The organism is Rhizobium sp. PDO1-076, from assembly GCF_000247475.1.
Lineage (GTDB): Bacteria > Pseudomonadota > Alphaproteobacteria > Rhizobiales > Rhizobiaceae > Allorhizobium.
In genome coordinates this window covers 1-25,133 of record NZ_AHZC01000299.1, presented here as the reverse complement: position 1 = coordinate 25,133, position 25,133 = coordinate 1, and the positions used below count along the sequence as shown (strand labels likewise).

The window sequence follows — 25,133 nt, the reverse complement described above, 5'->3', positions numbered from 1 at the left end:
GTTGAATTCTTGTTGCGTAATGCCCTCAAGAACGAGGGAGAACAACAATGCCTCTTGCGATGAACCGCGATGTATTCATTACCTGTGCCGTGACCGGCGCCGGCGACACGGTCTCGAGATCGAGCCATGTGCCGATCACCCCCAAGCAGATCGCCGATAGCGCTATTGATGCCGCAAAGGCCGGCGCGGCAGTCGTGCATTGCCACGTGCGCGATCCGGAAACCGGCGCTGCCAGCCGCCGCAACGATCTTTACAAGGAAGTGACCGACCGCATCCGCTCAGCCGATGTCGATGTCGTGCTCAACCTGACTGCAGGCATGGGCGGCGATCTGGTGTTCGGCAATGTCGAGGCGCCGTTCCCGCTCAACGAGAAGGCCACGGATATGGCCGGCGCCACTGAGCGCGTCTCACACGTCGCGGAATGCCTGCCGGAAATCTGCACGCTCGATTGCGGCACGATGAACTTTTCGCTTGGCGATTACGTCATGACCAACACGCCGTCGATGCTGCGCGAGATGGCGCGCCAGATGACGGCTCTTGGCGTGCGCCCGGAAATCGAAGCCTTCGATACCGGCCATCTGTGGTTTGCCAAGCAGCTTGTCGAGGAAGGCCTGATCGAGGATCCGGTGCTGATCCAGCTCTGCATGGGCATCCCCTGGGGCGCACCCGACGACCTCAACACCTTCATGGCCATGGTCAACAACGTGCCGGCCAGCTGGACCTTCTCGGCATTTTCGATCGGCCGCAACGCGCTCGCCTATCCAGCAGCCGCAGTGCTCGCCGGCGGCAATGTCCGGGTCGGGCTGGAGGACAATCTCTATGCCGGCAAGGGCCAGCTCGCGACCAATGCGCAGCTCGTCGAAAAAGCCGCGACCGTCATCGAGGGCATGGGTGCGCGCATCATCGGCCCAGCCGAAGTCCGTGAAAAACTGAAATTGACGAAGCGATAGGCCGGCGGCCTCCCTTCTCCCCGCCTGCGGGGAGAAGGTGCCCGAAGGGCGGATGAGAGGTAACTGAAGTGACCTTTTTATAATCGCCCCTCACCTTAGCCCTCTCCCCCCAAACGGGGAGAGGAGGACTTAATCAAGCAAGCGGGAAAAGGTGAATATGACCAGCATCAACAAGGCAGCCTGCATCGGCGGTGGCGTCATCGGCGGCGGATGGATCGCCCGCTTCCTACTGGCCGGCATTGATGTCGCTGTCTTCGATCCACATCCGGAAGCCAAGCGCATCGTTGCAGAAGTGCTGGCCAATGCTGAGCGCGCCTATGCCATGCTGACCGGCGCACCACTGCCGGCGCGCGGCACGCTCACCTTCTGCGAAACGCTGGAAGAGGCCGTCATCGGAGCCGACTGGATCCAGGAAAGCGTGCCCGAGCGGCTCGACCTGAAGCGCGGCGTCCTGAGCAAGATCGATGCCGCTGCAAAGCCCGATGCCCTGATCGGCTCCTCCACCTCCGGACTGCTGCCGACCGACCTGCAGCGCGACATGCAGCACCCCGAGCGCCTGTTCGTCGCCCATCCCTACAACCCGGTCTATCTCCTGCCACTGGTCGAGATCGTCGGCGGGGAAAAGACCTCGCCCGAGACGATAAAGGCCGCCATGGACCGGCTCGGGCCGATCGGCATGAAGGGCGTGCACATCGCCCGCGAAATCGAGGCTTTTGTCGGTGACCGTCTGCTGGAAGCGCTCTGGCGCGAGGCACTCTGGCTGATCAAGGACGATATCTGCACCGTTGAAGTGCTGGACGATGTCATCCGCTATTCCTTCGGCCTACGTTGGGCCCAGATGGGCCTGTTCCAGACCTATCGCATCGCCGGCGGCGAAGCCGGCATGCGACATTTCCTCGCCCAGTTCGGTCCTTGCCTGCAATGGCCATGGACCAAGTTTACCGACGTCGTCGATCTCGACGATGCCCTGGTTGAAAAGATCGGCCAGCAGTCGGACGAGCAGGCGAACGGCCAGTCGATCCGCGAATTGGAGCGCATCCGCGACGAAAACCTGGTCGGCATCCTGCAATCGCTCAAAGGTGGCAATGGCGGTGAGGGCTGGGGCGCAGGCAAGCTGCTCAAGGATTTCGAGCAGGGTCTCTGGGCGAAAGGCGGCTCCAAGACCGAACCGGATTTCGCAAAACCTCTCCGCCTCGTCGATACCAAGGTGAGCCCGGCCTGGGTCGACTACAACGGCCACATGACCGAGCATCGCTACCTGCAGGTCTTCGGCGACACGACTGACGCCCTGCTGCGTCTGATCGGCGCCGATCTTGCCTATGTCGAAGCCGGTCACAGCTACTACACGGTCGAGACCCATATCCGCCATCTCGGAGAGGCGAAGCTTGGCCAGGCGATCTATGCGACCTGCCAGATCCTCTCGACGGATGACAAGCGGCTGCATGTCTTCCACACCATCCACGACACGGTGAGTGGTGACGTCATTGCCACGGCCGAGCAGATGCTGCTGCATGTGAATTCGGCAGCGGGCAAGACCGTACCGGCACCGGCCGAAATTCTGGGCCGGCTGCTGCCGATTGCGACAGCCCATGCCAACCTTCCTGCTCCCGATGGAGCCGGCCGTCATGTGGGGCAGAGAAAATGAACTTCGGTCTGACCCAGGAACAGGAAATGGTCGTCCAGACCGTACGTGATTTCGTCGAAAGCGAAATCTACCCGCACGAGGACCTCGTCGAACGCACGGGCGAGGTCCCGCCTGACCTGGGTGAAGAGATCAAAAGGAAATGCATCGAACTCGGTTTTTATGGCTGCAACTTCCCCGAGGAGCTCGGCGGCGCGGGCCTCGATCCGCTGACCTTCACGCTGGTCGAGCGTGAACTCGGCCGGGGCTCCATGGGCCTGACCGTGTTTTTCGGCCGCCCTTCCGGCATCCTGATGGCCTGCGAGGGAGAGCAACGCGAGCGATATTTGCTGCCGGCTATTCGCGGCGAAAAGGTCGATGCCCTCGCCATGACCGAGCCTGATGCCGGCTCGGACGTACGGGGCATGAAATGTTCGGCCCGCCGTGACGGCAGTGATTTCATTGTCAACGGCACCAAACATTTCATCTCCCATGCCGATCTCGCCGATTTCGTCATCCTCTTTGCCGCAACCGGCGAGGAGCAAACAGCGAAAGGTCCGAAGAAAAAGATCACCGCCTTCCTCGTCGATCGCGGCACGCCGGGCTTCGAGATCCGCAAGGGTTACAGCTCACTCTCGCATCGCGGCTACCACAACAGCATCCTGACATTCACCGATTGTCGCCTTCCGGCGACCCAGGTCCTGGGGGAAGTCGACCACGGCTTCGACATTGCCAATGAATGGCTGTCAGGTACGCGGCTGACCGTAGCCGCCACCTGCGTCGGCCGAGCCCGCCGTGTCTTCGACATGGCGCTCTCCTATGCTGCCGAACGCAAGCAGTTCGGCAAGCCGATCGGCGCCAACCAGGGCGTCTCCTTTAAGCTCGCCGACATGATCACCGAGATCGATGCCGCAGATCTCCTGACGCTCTCGGCGGCCTGGCGCCTGAAGGAGGGCCTGAGCGCCAACCGCGAAATCGCTTCCGCCAAGCTTTGTGCCTCAGAAATGCTGGCAAGGGTGACGGATGAGGCCATCCAGATTTTCGGCGGCATGGGTCTGATGGACGACCTCCCGATCGGCCGTTTTTGGCGCGACGCCCGCGTCGAGCGCATTTGGGACGGCACCTCGGAGATCCAGCGCCATATCATCAGCCGCGACCTGCTCAGACCGTTCGGAGCGTAGTGCATGGCCAAACGCTCGCTCGACCGCCTGATCCGCCCGCAATCCATCGCCGTCTTCGGCGGTCGCGAGGCAAGGCGGGTCATCGAGCAATGCGACCGCATGGGATTTCCGGGTGAAATCTGGCCAGTGCATCCCAGTCTCGACATCGTTCTCGGCAGGCGCTGCTATCGCTCGGTCGACGACCTGCCGGCCACACCGGACGCTGCCTTTGTCGGCGTAAACAGGATGCTCACCGTCGAGATCGTCCGCAAGCTTGCTGCAGTCGGCGCCGGCGGCGCGGTCTGTTATGCCTCGGGCTTCAGCGAAGCCGCCGGTGAATTTGCCGACGGCATCGCACTGCAGGCGGCACTGGTCGAAGCGGCCGGCGCAATGCCGATCGTCGGGCCGAATTGTTATGGCCTGATCAACGGCCTGGACGGCGCCCTGCTCTGGCCCGACCAGCACGGCATCATCCGCGTCGAAAAGGGCGTGGCGATCCTGACGCAGTCCTCCAACATCGCCATCAATCTGTCGATGCAGCGTCGCGGCCTTCCGATCGCCTATCTGATGACTGCCGGCAACCAGGCACAGACCGGCATCTGCGACCTGGCCATGGCGACACTCGAAGATCCACGCGTTACCGCCGTCGGCCTGCATGTCGAAGGCTTCGACAGTCTCGCCTCATTGCAGGCTCTGGCTGATCGCGGCCGTATATTGAAAAAGCCCGTCGTGGTGCTGAAGGTCGGAAAATCCGAACAGGCCCGAATGGCAACCGTTTCTCATACGGCTTCTTTGGCGGGCGGCGACGCTGTCGCGACGGCCGTCTTTGCCCGTCTCGGCATCGGTCGCGTGTCAACATTACCTGAACTGATCGAGACGCTGAAACTCCTGCATGTCGCAGGTCCGCTTTCCAGCAACAGGCTGTCGTCGATGAGCTGTTCCGGCGGCGAGGCTTCGCTTGTCGCCGACGCCGCCTGCAACAAAGCCGTGGAATTTTCACCGCTCGAGGTTGGGCAATTGCCGGAGCTGCGCCAGAGCCTCGGCGACATGGTTACGCTCTCCAATCCACTCGACTACCACACATTTGTCTGGGGCGATTTCGATCGCCAGCACCGGGCTTTTTCAGCGATGTTTCGCGGCAACTATGCCCTGAACCTGCTGGTGCTCGACCTGCCGCGCGCCGACCGTTGCGATGACGCCGACTGGATCACGACGATCGACGCGGTGACAGCTGCGGCAAGCGAAACAGGCGCAAGAGCTGGCATCATCGCCACCCTTCCGGAAAACATGCCGGAACACATTGCGCTTCGATTGATGGCTAACGACATCGTTGCATTTTGCGGGATCGACGAGACCATAACGGCAGCCGCGGTCGCAAGCGACATCGGGGCGGCATGGCAAAAGCCGGCAGCAGCCCCGATGCTCGATGTCCGGCCGATTGCCGGTGACCTGGCAACCTTGAGCGAATTCGAAGCCAAGACGGAGCTTGCCAAATTCGGCGTAAATATCCCCCAAGGTCTTGTGGCCGACAGCCCGCAACAGGCAGCAATCCACGCCACCCAACTCGGCTTCCCGGTCGCCGTCAAGGGTCTCGGCATCGATCACAAGAGCGAGGCCGGCGCGGTATTTCTCAACCTTTGCGATCATAAGCAGGTTGAAGAGGCAGCCAATAGCATGGCCCCCATCACAGCACGTTTTCTCATCGAGACAATGGTCGAACGGCCAGTTGCAGAACTTATCGTCGGCGCCATCCGCGACCCCCTGGCCGGATTGGTCCTTACCCTTGGCGCAGGCGGAATTTTGGTTGAATTGCTTCAGGATTCAGCGATTGTTACGCTTCCAACGACAGAAGCGGCCATTCTGGAAGCCATATCGTCCCTGAAGATCAAAAAACTCATCGACGGCTATCGCAACACAACCGCCGGCGATCTCGGCGCCACAGTGAAAACCGTCGCAGCAATAGCAGATTATGTCGTAAAGAACGCCGCAAGCCTGGAAGAACTCGACCTTAATCCATTGATGATCCTCAAGAATGGGCAAGGTGCCGTCGCGGCAGATGCCCTCGTTCGGCGAAGGAGGTAGCATAGGTTGAATAGTCCGATCCGCACCCGGCGCGACGGTGGCATCTTCGAGGTCGTGATCGACCGCCCGAAGGCCAATGCCATTGACCTTGCGACCAGCCGTGAGATGGGCCTGATCTTCCAGCGCTTCCGGGACGACCCGGATCTGCGCGTGGCGATCCTGACTGCCACCGGCGAGAAATTCTTCTGTGCCGGCTGGGATCTGAAGGCGGCTGCCGACGGCGATGCGGTCGATGGCGACTATGGCGTCGGCGGCTTTGGCGGATTGCAGGAACTGCGGCACCTGAACAAGCCGGTCATCTGCGCCGTCAACGGTATCTGCTGCGGCGGCGGACTGGAAATCGCGCTGTCGGCAGACCTGATCATTGCCGCCGCCCATGCGACTTTCGCGCTTCCGGAAATCCGCTCGGGCACTGTGGCCGACGCCGCTTCGATCAAGCTGCCGAAGCGCATACCCTATCACATCGCCATGGACATGCTTTTGACTGGCCGCTGGCTCGATTGCGCCGAGGCCCACCGCTGGGGCTTCGTCAACGAAATCGTTGCGGCAGACCAGCTCATGGACCGCGCCTGGCAACTGGCGCGCCTGCTCGAAAGCGGCCCGCCGCTTGTCTACGCCGCAATTAAGGAAATCGTCCGCGAGGCAGAGGGCGAGCCGTTCCAGACTGTCATGAACAAAGTCACTAGGAGACAGCTGGCAACGGTCGATCTGCTTTACGGCAGCGAGGATCAGAAGGAAGGTGCAAGGGCCTTCGCCGAGAAACGCGATCCGATCTGGAAAGGAAAGTGAAAAGGGCGGCTGCAACCGCACCATTTTCCCGCATGAAAACGACGACGCACGGACGGAAGAGGAAACCTGCCCTGCGGAAGATCGAAAATGTTCTGTCAACGCATAATAACGAAGGAACAGGGGAATGACTGACTATCTGAAATATCTCGCCAAGGGCGCCACCACCGGCGGCCTGAGCCGCCGCGAATTCATGGGCCGTGCGCTTGCCGCCGGCGTATCCTTGACCGTCGCAAGCCATCTCTTCGCAGACAGCGCCCAGGCCCAGGAGCCGAAGCGCGGCGGCCATCTGAAGCTCGGCCTCGAAGGCGGCTCGGCCACAGACAGCAACGACCCGGCCAAGTTCCTGTCGCAGGTGATGTTCTGCATCGGCCGCTGCTGGGGCGACATGCTGGTCGAATCCGAACCGCTGACAGGTCAGCCGGTCCCGGCGCTCGCCGAAAGCTGGGAACCTTCCGCCGACGCCTCGACCTGGACCTTCAAGATCCGCAAGGGCGTCAAGTTCCATGACGGCAAGGACCTCACAATCGAAGACGTCGTGAAGACCCTGCAGCGCCACACCGACGAAAAGTCGGAATCCGGTGCCCTCGGTGTCATGAAGTCGATCAAGGAAATCAAGGCGGACGGCGGCAATCTCGTGCTGACCCTGACCGAAGGCAATGCCGACCTGCCGCTGCTGCTGACCGACTATCACCTCGTCATCCAGCCGAATGGCGGCTATGACGATCCAAGCTCGGCAAACGGCACCGGTCCCTACAAGATGACCAGCTTCGAACCCGGCGTCCGCGCCACCTTCGAACGCAACAAGGAAGACTGGCGCACCGATCGCGGCTTTGTCGATTCGATCGAGATCATCGGCATCAACGACGCCACGGCCCGCATCGCGGCGCTGTCGTCGGGCCAGGTGCATTACATCAACCGCGTCGATCCGAAGACCGTATCGCTGTTGAAGCGCGCGCCGACCGTCGAAATCCTCTCCACGTCGGGCCGCGGCCACTACGTATTCATCATGCATGCCAATACCGCGCCGTTCGACAACAACGACCTGCGCATGGCACTGAAATATTCCATGGACCGCGAAACCATGGTCGAGAAGATCCTCGGCGGCTATGGCAAGGTCGGCAATGACTTCCCGATCAACGAGACCTATGCGCTCTTCCCCGAAGGCATCGAGCAGCGCGCCTACGATCCGGACAAGGCCGCCTTCCATTACAAGAAGTCCGGCCATAGCGGCCCGGTCCTGCTGCGCACCTCCGACGTCGCCTTCCCGGGTGCTGTCGATGCAGCCGTTCTCTATCAGGAAAGCGCAAAAAAGGCCGGCATCGAGATCGAGGTCAAGCGCGAGCCGGGTGACGGCTACTGGTCCAACGTCTGGAACGTCCAGCCCTTCTCGACATCCTACTGGGGCGGCCGTCCCACCCAGGACCAGATGTATTCCACCGCCTATCTTTCGACCGCCGACTGGAACGATACTCGCTTCCTGCGTCCTGACTTCGACAAGATCCTGCTCGAAGCCCGCTCCGAACTCGATGAGGCCAAGCGCAAGGAAATGTACCGCGACATGGCAATGATGGTGCGCGACGAAGGTGGCTTGATCCTGCCAATGTTCAACGACTTCGTGAACGCCGCTTCCAAGCAGGTGAAGGGCTACGTGCACGACATCGGCAACGACATGTCGAATGGCTATGTTGCTACCCGCGTCTGGCTCGACGCCTGATGACGGGCCCTGGACCTTCCAAGGGTCCGGCCACGCCGAATGATGCGCCCGGGGCTGAAGAGCCCCGGGTCGCGATCATTGCGGGTGGACCGGCACTTCTGACGGGGAGCGGAGCAAAGGGCGCAACCGCTGGCGGTATCCGGCTCCTGCGCAGCCCGCTCGCATCGCTGATCTTACAACGCCTCGCCCTCAGCGTGGCGTTGCTGTTTGCCGTCTCCATATTGATATTCGGCGGTGTCGAAGCCCTTCCCGGCGATTTCGCCACCACCTATCTCGGCCAGTCGGCAACGCCGCAGGCAGTGGAAAACATCCGCAAGGATCTCGGCCTCGACAAGCCGCTGACCGAGCGCTACGTCACCTGGCTCGGCGGCGCAGTACAGGGCGATTTCGGCACGTCCTGGGCCAGCCGCAATTCGGTCAGCGAACAGATCGGCAAACGGCTCGGAAACTCCCTATTCCTCGCCTTCTTTGCCGCGATCGTCTCCGTTCCGCTCGCCATTGGCCTTGGCATGCTCGCCGTGCAATACCGCAACCGCCTGGCTGATCGCATCATCAACATCGTCTCGCTGGCGGCGATCTCGCTGCCGGAATTCTTCATCGGCTATCTGCTGATCCTGTTTTTCGCCGTCAATCTCGGCATCGCGACATTCCCGTCCACCGTCTATGACAGCATGGGTTTCCTGGAGCGGCTGAAGGCCATCGCCCTTCCGGTCACCACATTGGTTCTGGTCGTTCTCGCGCACATGATGCGCATGACCCGCGCCGCCATCCTCAGCGTCATGTCGTCTGCCTATGTCGAGACCGCTGAACTCAAGGGCCTGTCGAGCCTGCGCATCATCGCCCGCCACGCGGCTCCCAATGCGATTGCGCCGGTGATTACCGTGGTTGCCCTCAACCTCGCCTATCTCGTCGTCGGTGTCGTGGTCGTTGAAGTAGTCTTCGTCTATCCCGGCATGGGCCAGTACATGGTCGATGCGGTGACCGTGCGCGACATGCCGGTCGTGCAGGCCTGCGGCCTGATCTTCGCGGCCTTCTACATCCTGCTCAACATGGCAGCCGACATCCTTGCCATTCTGGCCAACCCGCGGCTGAGGCATCCAAGATGAGATTACGTTCCATACCTCTTAGCGCCTGGATCGGCATTCTCGGCATCGCCATCGCCATCTTTGCGGCGATCTTCGCCGATTTCATCGCACCCTACGGCGAACGCGAAATTGTCGGCGAGATCTGGCTGCCCATGGGTGGCGACTTCCTTCTGGGCACCGACAATCTCGGACGCGATCTCCTGTCGCGCCTGATCTTCGGCGCCCGCACCACGATCAGCGTCGCGCTGGCGGCCAGCATCCTCTGCTTCTCGCTCGGCATGATCCTGAGTTTTACCGCCGCCGTCACCGGCGGTGTGGTCGATCAGGTCCTGTCGCGCCTGAACGATCTGATGATGTCTGTCCCGGCCCTGATCCTGGCCCTCGTCATCCTCGCGGTGCTTCCGCAGAACATCTTCATCCTGATTACCGTCATGGCGGTGATCGACAGTACCCGCGTCTATCGCCTCGGCCGTGCCGTGGCACTCGATGTCGCAGTGATGGAATTTGTCGAGGCGGCAAAGCTGCGCGGCGAAGGCAAGATCTGGATCATCTTCCGCGAGATCCTGCCCAACACGCTGTCGCCATTGCTCGCCGAATTCGGCTTGCGCTTCGCATTCTCGATCCTCTTCCTCTCCACCCTGTCTTTCCTCGGTCTCGGCATCCAGCCGCCGGCAGCGGATTGGGGCGGCATGGTCAAGGACAACAAGGACGGCATAATTTTCGGCATATCGGCCGCCCTCGTCCCCGGCGGGGCGATCGCCGCCCTGGCGGTCTGTGTCAATCTGGTCGTCGACTGGCTGCTCAAGCGCACGTCCAGCCTGAAAGGAGGACGCGGCGATGCATAACCTTCTATCCGTCAGAAACCTCAAGATCGAGGCCACCAGCTACCCGCCAGGCGCCCCGCCCAAGCGCGTCACGCTGGTCGACAATGTCTCCTTCGATCTCGCCAAGGGCAAGGTCCTCGGCCTGATCGGCGAATCCGGTGCCGGCAAATCCACCATCGGCCTCTCGGCGCTCGCCTATGGCCGTGGCGGTGCGGAAATCACCGGCGGCCAGGTCCTGCTCGACGGCACCGACATCCTGCCCTTGGGCAAGAACGGTATCCGTCGGATCCGCGGCGCCCGCGTGTGTTATGTCGCGCAGTCGGCAGCGGCTGCCTTCAACCCGGCCCACAAGCTCGGCAATCAGGTCATCGAGGCCACCGTCATGCACGGCCTGATGAGCCGTGAGGAGGCCCGCAAGCGCGCGCTCTACCTGTTCCAGGTGTTGGGCCTGCCCAATCCCGAAACCTTCGGAGACCGTTTCCCGCACCAGGTCTCCGGCGGCCAGTTACAACGCGCCATGACCGCGATGGCGCTCTGCTCCAACCCGGAACTGATCGTCTTCGACGAACCGACGACGGCGCTCGACGTCACCACCCAGATCGACGTGCTGGCCGCGATCAAGCATGCGATCGAGGAAACGAATACCGCAGCCCTCTATATCACCCATGACCTCGCCGTCGTCGCGCAGATCTCCAACGACATCATGGTTTTGCGCCACGGCAAGACGGTGGAATACGGCCCCGTGCAGCAGATCATCGAGACCCCGCGGGAGGACTACACCCGCGCGCTGGTCAATGTCCGCCAAACCGCCCGCGAGGAGGCGCCCGACCAGACAAACACCCTGCTCAAGGTCGAGCATGTCAGCGCCCAGTATTCCAACGGCTTCAAGGTGCTGCATGATGTTTCGCTGCATCTTCCCAAGGGGCAGACACTGGCGATCGTCGGCGAATCCGGTTCGGGCAAATCGACCCTTGCCCGCGTCATCACTGGTCTCCTGCCGCATACCGAAGGCGGCGTCACCTTCGATGGCAACCAGATGCCCCCGGCCCTGAAGAACCGCTCCCGGGAAGACCTGCGCCGCATCCAGCTCATCTATCAGATGGCCGACACGGCGATGAACCCGCGCCAGACGGTCCGCGACATCATCGGCCGGCCGCTGACCTTCTACTATGGTCTGCGCGGTGCCGCGAAGACGGCAAGGGTGAAGGAACTGCTCGACCAGATCGAGATGGGGTCGGGCTTCGTCGACCGTTATCCGGCAGAACTGTCGGGTGGCCAGAAGCAGCGCGTGGCGATTGCGAGAGCCCTTGCCGCCAAGCCTGACCTGATCCTCTGCGACGAGCCGACATCGGCCCTCGATCCGTTGGTGGCGGAAGGCATCCTGAAACTGCTGCTCAGGCTACAGGAGGAAGAACAACTCTCCTATGTCTTCATCACCCATGACATCGGCATCGTCCGCGCCATCGCCGATTCCGTCGCTGTCATGCATCGCGGCAATCTGGTCCGGTTCGGGCCGAAATCGAAGGTACTGGCACCGCCGTTCGACGACTACACCGACCTGCTGCTGAAATCCGTTCCCGAAATGGAAATCGGCTGGTTGGAAAAAGTGCTCGCCACCCGCAAGATGGCCAGCGCCGACAACTGAGGCCTCAATAACCGCCGGGCACCGTCAGCACCTCGGCTGACGGTGTCTGGAGAAAATCGCGCACGGTGGCCGGAAGCTGCCGTGCGCCGAACGAGAGAACCCCGCACCGCGCCAGCATCTGCCGCTTGTCCGGATCCTGGCCGATATGCCGCCAGATCACCCGCGACGCATAGGGCAGGTTCTCCTTGCGCCACGAGACACCCATGGTCGTGCCGCGCAGATAGACGCGCTGGTGCACGTCGAACGGCATCAGGATCGTCTGCGACATCATCGGCTGGCGGGTGATGCTGCGCTCGGTGATGAAGATGCGATTTCGCCAGAAGGCGGCCAGACCGACATACTTCGAATATTGCCGGATCTCGTTCTCGACATCGCGAATTCGCTCGATCGATTTGACATGCACCGAGCCGTTTTCCTCCTGCAGGCGGGCGCAGGAGCAGACCACCAGTCCCGGCCACGACAGCGACAGATGATACGTCTGGAAATAACCCAGATGCCGGCGCAACGCCTGCATGTCGCCGGGCAGGCCGTCGAGCAGATGGCCGTCGTCAGCCAGCCGCCGGTCGGGCCGTTGCATGCGCAGACGAAAGGCATCAGCGGAAAGTTCGAAATCCTGTGCAGTCAGGCCGAAGAACCCCGCAATGCGCGCGAGATTATGCGCCGACGGCCGGGCTTCCCCGGAAATATAGCGATTGAACTGCTGCCTGTTCAGGCCGATATCGCGGCAGATTTCCGAGATCGACCGCCGCGTCGCGCAGGCCAGCCGGAGATTTTCGATAAATGCGTCACGGCCGGCCATACACCAGTTCCTTTGTCCATGTGATGGCAGCGTAAACTAGCGTCAAAGAGCGTCAAGTCGCGAAGTTGTATCGCCGGTGCTTGCCGCTAGGCTCCCGGTCAACAAACCACAAAAGGGGCAACCAAAATGCGTGACTTTACCAGCAATTCCGGCCTGCTCGGCGCAGGCATCAACCGCCGCGGTTTTCTCGGCGGCACGACCGCGCTCGGCCTCGCCGCCGGCCTTGGCGGCAACCTGCTTCTGCCGACCGGCGCCAGAGCGCAGGAACCCAAGCGTGGCGGTCATCTGAAGATGGGCCTCAAGGGTGGTGCTGCCACCGACACGCTGGATCCCGCCACCTACAGTGCGTCCGTTCTCTTCGTCGTCGGTCATCTCTGGGGCGACACGCTGGTCGAATCCGATCCGAAGACCGGTGCGGCCCTGCCTTCGATAGCATCGTCTTGGGAACCCTCGGCCGATGCCTCGGTCTGGACCTTCAAGATCCGCAGCGACATCGCCTTCCATGACGGCAGCAAGATGACGGTTGCCGACGTCATCGCGACGCTGAAGCGCCACTCGGACGCCAATTCCAAGTCCGGCGCACTTGGCCTGATGTCGTCGATCAAGAGCATCGAGGACAAGGGCGGCGACCTGGTGTTGACGCTGACGGAAGGCAATGCCGACCTGCCGCTGATGCTGACCGACTATCACCTGATCATCCAGCCGGGCGGCGGTGTCGACAATCCGACAGCGGCGATTGGCACAGGCCCCTACAAGCTGAAGAGCTTCGAAGCCGGCGTCCGCGCCACATTCGAGAAGAACACTGAAGACTGGCGCTCGGATCGCGGTTACGTCGACAGCGTCGAGATCATCGTGATGAACGATGCGACCGCCCGTATCGCCGCCCTGTCGTCCGGCCAGGTACATTTCATCAACAATATCGACCCGAAGACCGTGCCGCTGCTCAAGCGCGCGCCGAAGGTCGAGATCATTCGCAATGCCGGCAAGGGCTTCTATTCCTTCCTGATGCATTGCGACACCGCACCGTTCGACAACAACGACCTGCGGCGAGCGCTGAAGTATTCGATCGACCGCCAGGAAATCCTCGACCGTGTTCTCGGTGGCTACGGCACGATCGGCAACGACTACCCGGTCAACGGCGCCTATGCGCTTGCCCCGGAAGGCATCGAACAACGCGCTTACGATCCCGACAAGGCCGCTTTCCATTTCAAGAAATCCGGTCACGACCGGCCGATCCTACTCAGGACATCGGATGCCGCTTTTGCCGGCGCTGTCGATGCGGCCGTGCTCTATCAGGAAAGCGCCAAGAAGGCCGGGATCGACATCCAGGTCCAGCGCGAGCCGGAAGACGGCTACTGGACCAATGTATGGAACGTGCAGCCCTTCTGCGCCTCCTACTGGGGCGGCCGCCCGACGCAGGATTCGCGCTATTCGACATCCTACCTGTCGACGGCCGAATGGAACGATACGCATTTCAAGCGCGAGGATTTCGACAAGATGCTGCTGCAGGCACGTTCGGAACTGGACGAAACCAAGCGCCGTGAAATGTATCACACCATGGCGGTGATGGTCCGCGACGAAGGCGGCCTGATCCTGCCGGTCTTCAACGACTACATCATGGCCGCATCGACATCGCTCAAGGGCTTCGTCGAGGATATCGGCAACGACATGTCGAACGGCTACATCGGCAGCCGTGTCTGGTTCGACGCGTAAGACTTGGGGAACGGGGTTAGAAACATGTCCACACGCAGCTTTACCGTCATCGAGAACGAATGGATCGTGATTGCCGACGGAACCCGCCTCGCCGCCCGCATCTGGATGCCGGATGGTGCAGACGCCGACCCCGTTCCTGCCGTCTTCGAATTCCTTCCCTATCGCAAGCGCGACGGGACCAGCCCGCGCGACGAATCGACCTATCCGGTCTTTGCCGCCGCCGGCATCGCCGGTGTCCGCGTCGATATCCGCGGTTCCGGCGAGTCTGATGGCGTGATCGACGGCGAATATACCGAGCTGGAACTCGCCAATGCCTGCGAACTGATCGCCTGGATCGCGGACCAGCCCTGGTCGAACGGCTCGGTTGGCATGATGGGCATCTCCTGGGGTGGCTTCAACTGCCTGCAGGTCGCGGCCCTCCAGCCTCCGGCATTGAAGGCCGTCATCTCGATCGCCTCCACCACCGACCGCTACAATGACGACATTCACTACAAGAACGGCACGCATCTGTCGGCCCAGCTCTCCTGGGCCGCAACCATGCTCGCCTATCAGTCACGCGCGCCCGACCCCGAGATCGTCGGTGATCGCTGGCGCGACATGTGGAGGGAGCGGCTGGAAAATGAGCCCTTCTTCATGGAGGAATGGCTCACCCACCAGCGCCGTGACGGGTTCTGGAAACACGGCTCGATCGGCGAGGATTTCTCCGCTGTCGAGGTGCCTTCGCTGGTGATCGCCGGCTGGGCCGATGGCTATCGAAACACGCCCCTTCTGGCCGTCGAAGGCATGAGCGACCGTGCCAAGGCCCTGATCGGCCCGTGGGTCCACAAATATCCGCATTTTGCCTGGCCCAAGCCCCGCGCAGACTTCCACGGCGAGGCCATCGCCTTCTGGAATCGCTGGCTGCGCGGCGAGGAAAACGGCGTGGAAAACCTGCCGCAAGCCCGTGCCTATATCCTCGAAGGACCCAAGCCCGCGCCGCGCCGCGATGTCGATCCCGGCTTCTGGATCTCCAAGGACACTTGGCAGCGGCCTGAAATGCAATGCTTCTACGTCGAAGCCTTCGGCACGCTTACCGAAGGCCTGCCGATCCCGCATGCACCGGTCCATGACGTCTATCTGAAATCGCCGCTCGATACCGGCACCGCCGCCGGCGAATGGTTCACCCTGAAGCCCGACGCGGAACTCGCCGGCGACCAGCGTGTCGACGACGCCGGTTCGCTGACCTTCCAGACCGGACCACTATCGGCCGCACATGATTTCTTCGGTCGCCCGGAGCTTACCATAACCCTCAGCAGCGACGCGCCTGTGGCCAACCTGATTGCCCGCATCGTCGACATCCATCCCGACGGCTCGGCGACGCGCGTCGCCTTCGGCGTGCTCAACCTCACCCACCGCGACGGCAATGGCGATCCGCAGCCGATGCAGCCCGGCATGCGGACGCAGATCCGCCTGCTGCTGGACGCCTGCGGCTACCGATTCAAGCCAGGCCATCGCATCCGCCTGTCGCTCTCCACGGCCTACTGGCCGATGGTGCTGCCATCTCCGACCGATGCCGGCCTCACCCTCGACATCGCCTCGCTCGGCCTCGCCATGCCGAAACTGGGCGCCCATGACACGTTCGAAATGAAGCAGCCGGATAATCCCGATCCACTGCCAACCTATATCGAGCATGCGCCGGGCAAGACCGAACGAAACGTCGTCCGCGACATGTCGGCCAACCGCACGGACTATATGATCTACGAGGATACTGGCTTGTTCGAGCATCCGGACACCGGGCTTTCGACTCGCCAGCTGCGCGACGAGACCTGGTCGATCTCGCCAGGAGATCCTTTGTCGATGACCGGAACATCAGTCTGGACCTGCGACATGCAGCGACCCGGCTGGTCGGTGCGCACGGTATCGACCTCGCGCATCGCCTGCACCGAGACGGAATGGCTGATCAGTGCGTCGGTTGTCGCTTACGAGGGTGAGACGCAAGTCTTTGAAAAGACCTTCCCGCAAAAGGCGATCCGCCGCGATCTCATGTAGCCGAGGCCGACAGCGCCCGGATGGCGTCAATGGCACGGTGTGCATCCGCAACCGGCACGAAATATGGTCGTGGTAGTAGGCCGCGACCACATTGGCACTGATGCCTTCCCTGGTCAGTGCCGTTGCCAGCGCAGCGGTCATGCCGACGGCCTCCAGCGACGAGTGCACCGTGATGGTGATGCAGCGAAGCGGGGCGCTTGCCTCAAGGTTCGCCGCATCAGCAGCTTCCCTCGGCAGGATCAGCGTCAACCCTTCCGCCTCGTGAAACAGGCCGATCGGCTGCATGGCAAGACAATCGGCGAGCATGTCCGGGGATACGGTCGCATAGACGAATTCGCCATCAACCAGCATCGGCTCTAGGCCTGCCAGAAGCGCGGAAAGATCGCTGATCCCGCGGCTCATCCGGAAACACCCGCCATGCCGGCAATCGCGTCGCAAAGCGCATCAAACCCACGGCGGGCGCCCTCGCTCATGTGCCGGGCCCTCAGCCAGGCATGCACCATCTGCGGTTCGTCGCGGAATGTCGCCTCCACGCCGGCCTGTCTCAATCTCTCGGCATAGTGCCAGCCGTCGTCCCGCAGTGGATCGAAATGCGCCACCGTGATATAGGCAGGCGGCAGACCGACAAGCGATGCCGACAGAAGCGGATAGGCAACCACATCGTCCGCTGGCGCCTGAAGCACGGCGCGATAATAGGCGACATCCGCCGTTGTCAGCCCAGGCGCCTCGGCCATTTCCGCATAGGATCCCGAAACCAGATCGCCGCCGAGCGCCGGATAGACCAGCGCCTGCCCGACAATGCCGGTCAACCCACTATCACGCGCCCGGATCGCCAGCCCTGCCGCCAGGTTGCCGCCCGCGCTGTCTCCGATCAGAACGACCTTGCGCCCATCGGCCAACAGATGCGTCAGCACGGCAAAACAGTCATCGGTCTGCGCCGGCCAGACATGCTCCGGTGCAAGGCGATAATCGACCGATACCAGTTCGGCTCCGACATGGTCGGCAATCTCTGCACAGATCGCATGATGGCTCTGCAGCGAGCCAACAACGAACCCGCCGCCATGAATGTATTGGAGCAGTGTCTGCGTGCGGATCGCCGCCGGCCGATAGCGCCGGATCGCGACCGCCCCGATCCGGCTGTCCTCCGTCACCATGCCCTCCGGCTGCAGCCGGTCGAAGCGGGCGCAAAGCGCATCATACCAGGCGCGCTGCTGGGCGATGGCGGCATCCACCGCATCGGGAGGATAGAACCCGTCGCAGATATCGAGGAATTCGAGGATGGCGGGCTCGGTGGGACGCGGCGGCTGGTGACTGTTCATGCGTGCGATCTGCCTCGGCGAAACGTCTTGAAATGTCAGAGCGATGCTAGGCGCTTTTGCCACCAAAGCAAATCGCATCATCAGCATTCGACGTTTTCATGCTGTTCATCACAATGACCCGACCTATAGTCCACCCATCAGCCCATCTGCCCACCAACATGGCCGGCTCGCGACGACAGAGGACAACGACATGAAGATCACCAAGGCAGGCGCCAGCGCCTCGACGAAGGGACCAGTCGAATATTTCACCGGGATGGTGCGCATCGACGCCCGCACACAGGCCGATGCCCCCGCACGGGTGGGCACGGCCACCGTCACCTTCGAACCTGGTGCCCGCACCGCATGGCATACCCATCCGCTCGGCCAGACTCTGATCGTCATCTCGGGCACCGGCCTTGCCCAGCGGGAAGGCGAGCCGATTGAGGTAATCCGCCCGGGCGATATCATCTGGTTCTCTCCAGGAGAAAAGCACTGGCACGGCGCCTCTCCCGATGTCGCGATGACACATCTCGCCATTCACGAAGCGCTGGATGGCAAATCGGTCGACTGGCTGGAGCATGTCACCGACGCCGAATACCAACCGGCAGGCTGACACGGCAAACCTATCAGGCTTTCTCCGATAATCGACCCAGTTAGCGGGAATGCGCGAGGATAACCTCGAGAAACGCCTCGCCGTAGCGCTCCAGCTTCGACTGCCCGACACCGGAAATATCGAGCATCTCGTCCTCATCCGACGGCCGCTCGGTGGCGAATGCAACCAGTGTCGTATCGGGGAACACGACATAAGGCGGGACGCCGAGATCCTTGGCGATCTCCATGCGCTTTGCCCTCAGCGCCTGGAAAAGTTCCATATCCGCACCGTCCAGCCCCGCCTTGGCATTGGCCGAACTGACGGAGGTCGATCGCGACGCCTTGTCGGTCGTCGGGCGGTCCTTGCGGAAATGCACCTCGCGCTCGCGCTTGAAGACTGACCGGGCCTCGGGTTCCAGCTTCAGCGCGCCGAAGGCCGAATGGTCGACACTGACGAGGCCAGCGGCCAGAAGCTGGCGATAGACCGATTGCCAGGTCTTCGACGCAAGCTCCTTGCCGGCACCGAAGACCGGCATGTCGACATGGCCGAAACGGCTGGTCTTTTCGTTCTCGTTGCCGAGCAGCACATCGATCAGATGCCCCGTACCGAAGCGCTCGCCGGTGCGGTAGATCGCCGCCAGCGCCTTGATCGCAGCCTCGGTTCCGTCCCAGGTCTCGACCGGCTTGAGGCAGGTGTCACAATTGCCGCATTGGCCGCCATGTGCTTCACCGAAATGCTTGAGGATCGCCTGGCGCCGGCACCCGGCAGTCTCGCAGATGGCGAGCAACGCATTGAGCTTGGCGCGTTCGACCCGCTTGATGTCATTGCCGGACGAACCCTCATCGATCATCCGCCCGCGCTGGATGACATCGGCCATGCCGTAAGCCATCCACACATCCGACGGCAGCCCGTCACGACCGGCGCGGCCGGTTTCCTGGTAATAGGCCTCGACGGAACCCGGCAGATCGAGATGCGCGACATAGCGCACATTCGGCTTGTCGATGCCCATGCCGAAGGCAACCGTCGCCACCAGGCAGAGATCTTCCTCCTTCAGGAAGGCGTCCTGGTTGGCGTCGCGAACCGCGCGGTCCATGCCGGCGTGATAGGCGAGCGCGTTGATACCTTGCGTGTTCAGCCATTCCGCCGTGTCCTCGACCTTGGCGCGCGACAGGCAATAGACGATCCCGCTCGAACCCTTGTGGCGGGAGAGAAACCGCAGAAGCTGCTGACGTGGCTGGTCACGCTCGACGATTTCATAGGCAATGTTCGGACGGTCGAACGAAGTGGTGAAGACCTCAGCCGAATGCAGCTGTAGCTTGTCGATGATATCTTCGCGCGTATGCGGATCGGCGGTTGCCGTCAGTGCCATGCGCGGCACCCCCGGATACTCCTGCGCCAGCCGCCCGAGTTCACGATATTCCGGCCGGAAGTCATGCCCCCACTGCGACACGCAATGCGCTTCATCGATGGCAAACAGCGAAATCTTCGCATTGCCGATCGTTTCCTTGAAGGCGGGGGTCACGATACGCTCTGGCGTGACGTAGAGAAGATCGAGTTCGCCTCGGGCGATAGCCCGGCGCACATCGATGAATTCTTCCCGCGACAGCGATGAATTCAGCGCGGCAGCGCGCACGCCCAACTGCTTCAGCGCCTCGACTTGATCGCGCATCAGCGCAATCAACGGCGAAACGACGACGCCGACACCGCTCCGGCAGAGCGCTGGAATCTGAAAACACAACGACTTGCCGGCACCGGTTGGAAACAGCACGACCGCATCGCCGCCGGATACCACCCGATCGATAACCGCCGCCTGCTTGCCCCGAAAAACAGGGTAACCATAGACCCGTTTGAGGACGGAGATGGGACTGTCCATTCCCTCGTTTTCAAACAGGGCAACGGTATGGCTTTCATTCTGCGGCATGGAATCGCTTTCTCGGCTGGGCAGGGACCTGCCACAGATTGCATCACGCTTCGAGCCGAACAGAGGAACTGAAGGCGTCAACGCGCAACCATCACCAGGATTTCCACGCCAGAAGCAGGCCGCCATCACTGGCCTCGGCCGCCTCGCAAGCGGCCTCGACGTCCTCGAACGCAGCGCCTCTCTTCAGAGAGGCCGCGACAAAACTGGAATCCGCCAAGGCAATCGAGCCGCCGCGGCCAATCAGGGTGAAGATCAACGGTCCGGTAGACCACCAGGCCGGCGCCCCGGGCATGGTTTCGACCACCGACGACAGCACCGCGTTCAACCTTATAAGGGCTGGATGATGCGGCGGCGTCGCGATGAAGGAATTTGCCAGCAACACGCTGCCTCGTCCGGTATTACGCGGGATATCCTCCGGCATCGCGGTCAATCCGGTCATCGGTAGCAGGTCGTGGAAGCTGATATCGGACCGCGCCGGGTACCAGTCGCAATCCAGATAGATACCCCCCTCCTGCTCCAGCAGCACGTAGCGTGCAACGTCCACCGCTCCCGGATAGTCGCCATCCCGCATCATCGCCTGGAAGGCCGGATTGTCGGCAATTCCGGCGGCCTCAAGTTCCTGCTCCCGCCAGAGACAATAGCCGTAGCCATGCTTCACCGCATGTTTTTCCCAGGCTGCGGTCGACGGCGGCAGCACGTTCGGACCAATCCAGATCTGGTGGATGATCGGAGGGATTGCCTGCCGGTTAGCCTCGGTGAGCACCCGTCGCTCTGCCGTGCTGAAATGCGCATGAACCGCCAGGCGCTCGGGGTCCGGCACCAGATGAAACTGATAGCCGACGCGCTTGATCGCGTCGCCCTCGGCCTTGGCAAGCTTCAGCATCGCCGAATGCAGGCGCCGCGGCAGGCCAAGCGACGTCTTCGGTCCCATTACAGCATGATCGGGGTCCGATACCAGTGTATTGAGCAGTTCCCGCGCCGTATCGAACGCGCCCGCATCACGGAGGGTTGCTGCCTTTTCCAGGACAGCGTTCAGTCTTTGCTTGGCTGGCATGTTGCAATCCTCAAGATATCGGCCGTGATCGGTGCGCGGTACCTTGGGCGCCCGTCCTGTGCACTTTGCCCCGGAGGACAAAAGTGGTGCAAAAGAAAGGCATGGACAGAAACGAAGCACACGCTAATCTCTTCATCAAGCAACATTATAAGCCGAATGCAGAAGCATCCAAGGGGCGAGAAGGCAAATATGAGTCCAAGCGAAATGCGCCCGTCAAAGGACCTGTTGCGAATTGAGAACCTGCACGTCTCGTTTTCGATCATGGGCGCAAGCATCACCGCCGTCAGAGATGCGAACCTGCGGGTTCTGCCGGGCAAGGTGACTGCGCTTGTCGGCGAGTCGGGCTCCGGCAAATCCGTCATCAGCCAGACAGTCATGGGACTTCAGGCGCCGACCGCCACGGTTTCGGGCAGGATCCTGTTCGACGATCCACTGTCGGACAGCGGCCAGATCGATATCCTTCCCCTTCCCCATGACGGCCCCAAGATCCGCTCGATCCGCGGTGGCCGCATGGGAATGATCTTCCAGGAGCCGATGACCTCGTTCTCGCCATTGCACACCATTGGCAACCAGATCGGCGAAGCGCTTCACATCCATAGCGGCCTCAAGGGCGCGGAGGTGCGCGAGCGCTGCGAGCACATGCTGTCGCGGGTAGGCTTCCCCGATCCGCGCAAGGTCTTCGACATGTATTCGTTCGAACTGTCCGGCGGCATGCGCCAGCGCGCGATGATCGCCATGGCGCTGATCTGCGGACCGGCCTTGCTTATTGCCGACGAACCCACGACAGCGCTCGACGTGACCATCCAGGCCCAGATCCTCAAACTGCTGCGCGATCTCCAGGCCGAAATGGACATGGCCATCCTGCTGGTCACCCACGATCTCGGCGTCGTCGCCAATATCGCCGACGAGGTTGTCGTCATCTACCAGGGCGAGATCATGGAAGCGGGCCCTGTCGATACGATATTCCGCAAACCGGAGCATCCCTATTTGAAGGGCCTGATGGCGGCCATTCCGCATTTCGGCATGAAACGCGGTGACCGGTTGAAACCCTTGCGGGAAATCGAAGTCAATCAGGAAAACCTGCTCGGCAAGAAATTCCAGGCCCGCTCCGGCCCTGACATCATTCTCAAGGTCGACAATCTCAGCAAGACATTCGAGACCCGCAAGGACAACTGGAAACTGCCCGGCTTTGCCCGCGAAAAACCCAAGACAACGCCCGCAGTCGATGGCGTCGGCTTTGACATAAGACGAGGCGAATGTCTGGGCCTGGTCGGCGAAAGCGGCTGTGGAAAGACCACCGTCAGCAAGATCCTCATGCGCGCCATCGAACCCGATACCGGCTCCGTCATCTTCGACGATGGCGACGGCCCGATCGATGTGCTGAACGCCAAGGGCTCAGAACTGCGCGCGCTGCGCACCAAGATCCAGATGGTCTTCCAGGACCCGCTGTCTTCGCTGTCGCCGCGCATGACGGTCGGCGACATTCTCAGCGAACCGCTCGATATTCACGGCCATGGCGATGTTGCCAAGCGCAAGATGGCAGTCAAGGCGCTGATCAAGGCGATCGGGCTCGACGAAGCCTCGCTGAACCGCTACCCGCACAGCTTCTCTGGCGGCCAGCGACAAAGAATTGGCATTGCGCGGGCACTGGCCCTCGCGCCTAGTCTCATCATTTGCGACGAACCGGTTTCTGCCCTCGACGTGTCCGTCCAGGCGCAGATCCTCAACCTGCTGAAAGATTTGCAGAAGGACCTCGGGCTGACATACCTGTTCATTTCCCATAATCTGGCAGTCGTTGACTATATGGCCGACCGGGTCGCCGTCATGTGGGCCGGCCGCATCGTCGAAATCGCACCTCGGGAAGTGATCATGACCGCACCTGTCCACCCCTATACGAAGGCGTTGCTGGATGCCGTCGCCTTCCCCGATCTGGATCGCCCGCTAAACTTCGCCACGGCTGGCCAAACCAGTTCCGTGTCACGCGGCAACTGGGCGAAAGCATTCTGCGACAGCGACGAAGAGAATGTCATGGCACCGGCAGATCTTGGGGGTGGTCATTTCGTCCTCGCCCGCAAGAACGTGGATATACGGGAACTGGCTCTGTGATCACACGCCGAACCGCCCTCGGTATGCTGGCTTCCGCGGTACTGCCCGGCGTCGCCCGCGCGGCCTACAGCCAGTCCGAATATCTCAGTGCAGCCGTTGAGGCCGGGCGACTGCCGCCCGTTGCCGATCGCCTGCCGAAACAGCCTCGCATCGTCGATCTGAATGCAATGGGACGCGTACCGGGCCTGCATGGTGGCGCGGCCCGCATGTTGATCGGCGGCCAGCGAGACGTTCGACTGATGCCGATCAACGGCTATTCCCGTCTGGTCGGGTATGACGAACATCTGCAACTGCAGGCGGATATTCTTCAATCCTTCACCGTCGAGGAAGAACGCATTTTCGAGTTCCGCCTGCGCGAAGGTCACAAGTGGTCGAACGGCGACCCGTTCACCGCCGAAGACTTTCGCTATTGCTGGGAAGACGTCATCCTCAATCGGGAGATCCACAAAGGCGGTCCGCCGGTTGATCTGCTGGTCGACGGCAAGCCGCCGCGTTTCGAGGTCATCGATCCGCTGACCATCCGCTACACATGGGACAGTCCGATACCGGACTTCTTGCCCAAGCTCGCCTCCCCCATTCCGGTCGCGCTGGCGCTTCCTTCCGCCTACCTCCGCCAGTTCCACGCCAAATACCAGGACCCAAAGGCTCTCGACGAACTGGTTCGCCACCACCGGGTTGATGACTGGCGGCTGTTGCACATCAAGATGTCGCGTCAGCAACGCCCCGAGAACCCCGACCTTCCCACCCTGGAACCATGGCATCCGACAATTGCGCCACCGGCCGAGCAGTTCATTTTTGAACGCAATCCCTATTTCCACCGGGTCGATGAAAATGGCCTGCAGTTGCCATATATCGACCGGCTCATCCTCAATGTCAGTTCTCCGGACATCATTGCCGCAAAGACGGCAACCGGCGAAAGCGAATTGCAATTCGTCGGCCTCGATTTCTCCGACTACACGCTGCTGAAGGAAGCAGAAAAAATCTATCCGCTGAAAGTGTCGCTGTGGAAGCGAACGCAGGGGTCCATGGTCTCGCTTCTGCCGAACCTGAACTGCGTCGACGATGGCTGGAGGCAGGTGTTCCGCGACGTACGCGTCCGCCGGGCAATGTCACTGGCGATTGATCGCAACGAACTCAACAAGGCGATTTTTTATGGATTGGCCCAGCCCAGCGCCGATACGATCCTGCCGGAAAGCCCGCTTTTCAAGCCCGAATACGCAACAGCTTGGTCGTCGCACGACCCCGAGCAGGCCAACAGACTGCTCGATGAAGCGGGGCTCAATCGCCGCAACGCGGCCGGAATTCGGCTTCTGCCGGATGGGCGACCCGCCAATATCATCATCGAAAGCGCCGGCGAAAGCACGCTGGAAACCGATGTGCTGGAACTCATCACCGACCATTTCCATATGGTCGGCCTCCAACTATTCATTCGCACCTCCCAACGCGACATCTTCCGCAGCCGCGCGATTGGCGGTCAGATCATGATGTCCGTATGGCAGGGCCTCGACAACGGCGTCCCGACCTCGGAAATGTCACCAAGCGGCCTGGCGCCGAGTTCCGATGACCAGTTGCAATGGCCGCTCTGGGGCATGTACTTTGCTTCCGCCGAGACAAAGGGCAAGGCGCCCGACATGCCCGAGGTCCAGTATCTGGTCGACAGGCTGCGGGCCTGGCGCCAGACGACGACGGCCGAGGAGAGAACGACAATCTGGGGTGAAATGTTGTCCCACTACACCCAGCAGGTTTTTAGCA

At 61.7% G+C, this 25,133-nt stretch carries 18 protein-coding genes and 1 pseudogene; 14 read left to right on the top strand and 5 right to left on the bottom strand.

What is annotated here, in order from left to right; translation table 11 throughout:
* Nucleotides 1-47 precede the first annotated feature (47 nt).
* The 9 genes from PDO_RS15435 (at nucleotide 48) to PDO_RS15395 (ending at nucleotide 11,870) form a co-directional block, all read left to right on the top strand.
* On the top strand, nucleotides 48-950 hold the full coding sequence (locus PDO_RS15435; RefSeq protein WP_007603708.1) for a beta-keto acid cleavage family enzyme: 903 nt from the start codon (nucleotides 48-50) through the stop codon (nucleotides 948-950).
* A gap of 157 nt (nucleotides 951-1,107) precedes the next feature.
* Nucleotides 1,108-2,595: a carnitine 3-dehydrogenase gene (locus PDO_RS15430; protein WP_007603706.1), complete on the top strand. Its 1,488-nt coding sequence runs from the start codon at nucleotides 1,108-1,110 to the stop codon at nucleotides 2,593-2,595.
* Nucleotides 2,592-3,752, top strand: a complete 1,161-nt coding sequence (locus PDO_RS15425; RefSeq protein ID WP_007603705.1) for an acyl-CoA dehydrogenase family protein — start codon at nucleotides 2,592-2,594, stop codon at nucleotides 3,750-3,752. Before PDO_RS15430 ends, PDO_RS15425 begins: the two co-directional genes overlap by 4 nt.
* Before the next feature lie 3 nt (nucleotides 3,753-3,755).
* Nucleotides 3,756-5,813: an acetate--CoA ligase family protein gene (locus tag PDO_RS15420; RefSeq protein WP_007603704.1), complete on the top strand. Its 2,058-nt coding sequence runs from the start codon at nucleotides 3,756-3,758 to the stop codon at nucleotides 5,811-5,813.
* 6 nt (nucleotides 5,814-5,819) lie between these two features.
* Complete coding sequence (locus PDO_RS15415; protein WP_007603703.1) at nucleotides 5,820-6,602, top strand: carnitinyl-CoA dehydratase; 783 nt, start codon at nucleotides 5,820-5,822, stop codon at nucleotides 6,600-6,602.
* A 124-nt stretch (nucleotides 6,603-6,726) separates the two neighbouring features.
* Entirely contained in the window at nucleotides 6,727-8,316 is a 1,590-nt protein-coding gene (locus tag PDO_RS15410) for an ABC transporter substrate-binding protein (protein ID WP_007603702.1), read from the top strand.
* Nucleotides 8,316-9,422: an ABC transporter permease gene (locus PDO_RS15405; protein WP_007603701.1), complete on the top strand. Its 1,107-nt coding sequence runs from the start codon at nucleotides 8,316-8,318 to the stop codon at nucleotides 9,420-9,422. The genes PDO_RS15410 and PDO_RS15405 overlap by 1 nt, the downstream gene beginning before the upstream one ends.
* Nucleotides 9,419-10,246, top strand: a complete 828-nt coding sequence (locus PDO_RS15400; protein WP_007603700.1) for an ABC transporter permease — start codon at nucleotides 9,419-9,421, stop codon at nucleotides 10,244-10,246. Before PDO_RS15405 ends, PDO_RS15400 begins: the two co-directional genes overlap by 4 nt.
* Nucleotides 10,239-11,870 (top strand): ABC transporter ATP-binding protein, encoded by a 1,632-nt coding sequence (locus PDO_RS15395; protein ID WP_007603699.1) that lies wholly within the window; start codon nucleotides 10,239-10,241, stop codon nucleotides 11,868-11,870. The genes PDO_RS15400 and PDO_RS15395 overlap by 8 nt, the downstream gene beginning before the upstream one ends.
* A 4-nt stretch (nucleotides 11,871-11,874) precedes the next feature.
* Here PDO_RS15395 and PDO_RS15390 read toward each other — a convergent pair whose 3' ends face one another.
* Entirely contained in the window at nucleotides 11,875-12,669 is a 795-nt protein-coding gene (locus PDO_RS15390) for a helix-turn-helix domain-containing protein (RefSeq protein WP_007603697.1), read from the bottom strand.
* Between the two features lie 126 nt (nucleotides 12,670-12,795).
* Here PDO_RS15390 and PDO_RS15385 point away from each other — a divergent pair, with 126 nt between their 5' ends.
* On the top strand, nucleotides 12,796-14,382 hold the full coding sequence (locus PDO_RS15385; protein WP_007603695.1) for an ABC transporter substrate-binding protein: 1,587 nt from the start codon (nucleotides 12,796-12,798) through the stop codon (nucleotides 14,380-14,382).
* A 24-nt stretch (nucleotides 14,383-14,406) separates the two neighbouring features.
* Nucleotides 14,407-16,410, top strand: a complete 2,004-nt coding sequence (locus tag PDO_RS15380) for a CocE/NonD family hydrolase (protein WP_007603694.1) — start codon at nucleotides 14,407-14,409, stop codon at nucleotides 16,408-16,410.
* On the opposite strand, the pseudogene PDO_RS27285 reads toward PDO_RS15380, so the two are convergent.
* Nucleotides 16,403-16,812, bottom strand: a pseudogene (locus PDO_RS27285) (ACT domain-containing protein). The gene PDO_RS15380 and the pseudogene PDO_RS27285 sit on opposite strands and share 8 nt — an antisense overlap.
* Entirely contained in the window at nucleotides 16,809-17,729 is a 921-nt protein-coding gene (locus PDO_RS15375; RefSeq protein WP_007603690.1) for an alpha/beta hydrolase, read from the bottom strand. The pseudogene PDO_RS27285 and the gene PDO_RS15375 overlap by 4 nt, the downstream one beginning before the upstream one ends.
* Before the next feature lie 190 nt (nucleotides 17,730-17,919).
* Here PDO_RS15375 and PDO_RS15370 point away from each other — a divergent pair, with 190 nt between their 5' ends.
* Entirely contained in the window at nucleotides 17,920-18,321 is a 402-nt protein-coding gene (locus PDO_RS15370) for a (R)-mandelonitrile lyase (protein ID WP_007603687.1), read from the top strand.
* Between the two features lie 40 nt (nucleotides 18,322-18,361).
* On the opposite strand, the gene recQ is transcribed toward PDO_RS15370, so the two are convergent.
* Nucleotides 18,362-20,221, bottom strand: coding sequence for a DNA helicase RecQ (gene recQ / locus PDO_RS15365; protein ID WP_007603685.1), 1,860 nt, complete (start codon nucleotides 20,219-20,221; stop codon nucleotides 18,362-18,364).
* Between the two features lie 91 nt (nucleotides 20,222-20,312).
* Nucleotides 20,313-21,275: a glycosyltransferase family 32 protein gene (locus tag PDO_RS15360; protein ID WP_007603683.1), complete on the bottom strand. Its 963-nt coding sequence runs from the start codon at nucleotides 21,273-21,275 to the stop codon at nucleotides 20,313-20,315.
* A gap of 204 nt (nucleotides 21,276-21,479) precedes the next feature.
* On the opposite strand from PDO_RS15360, the gene PDO_RS15355 reads away from it, so the two are divergent.
* The gene (locus PDO_RS15355) at nucleotides 21,480-23,381 is read left to right on the top strand and encodes an ABC transporter ATP-binding protein (protein WP_037074358.1); all 1,902 of its coding nucleotides are present in this window, start codon (nucleotides 21,480-21,482) and stop codon (nucleotides 23,379-23,381) included.
* Nucleotides 23,378-25,133, top strand: a 1,756-nt coding sequence (locus tag PDO_RS15350; RefSeq protein WP_007603680.1) for an ABC transporter substrate-binding protein, incomplete at its 3' end; no start/stop codon positions are given. The genes PDO_RS15355 and PDO_RS15350, both read left to right, overlap by 4 nt.